The sequence below is a fragment of the Bradyrhizobium cosmicum genome (assembly GCF_032290525.1).
Taxonomy (GTDB): domain Bacteria; phylum Pseudomonadota; class Alphaproteobacteria; order Rhizobiales; family Xanthobacteraceae; genus Bradyrhizobium; species Bradyrhizobium cosmicum_A.
The window spans coordinates 1-259 of sequence record NZ_JASXTA010000339.1 but is presented as its reverse complement, the minus strand read 5'-3'; the positions used below and the strand labels follow the sequence as shown (position 1 = coordinate 259).

Below are 259 nucleotides of genomic sequence, written 5' to 3'. Positions count from 1 at the left end.
CCTGTGGGGGACGACAAGCAGCCGGCGGCTTCCGGCCACGCCGACCAGGCCGCAAAAAGTCCGATGCAGCAGGCCCCGGCCGGCGACAATAAGGGTGATAATAAGACCGTCACCATCATCGATGGCTCCAGCGGCAAGCGCCAGGACGTCGTGATCGGCAGCGATGCAGCGGACAAGTCCGGCTCGGACTCCGGGTCGGCAACCGCGATGGCCGGCATCGATCAGCGGCTCCTCGAAAAGTCGCGCTACGGCATGATCC

At 65.6% G+C, this 259-nt stretch carries 1 pseudogene; it reads left to right on the top strand.

From position 1 onward, the window contains the following. Positions 1-259, top strand: a pseudogene (locus QSV46_RS40175) (divergent polysaccharide deacetylase family protein); the annotation flags it as partial.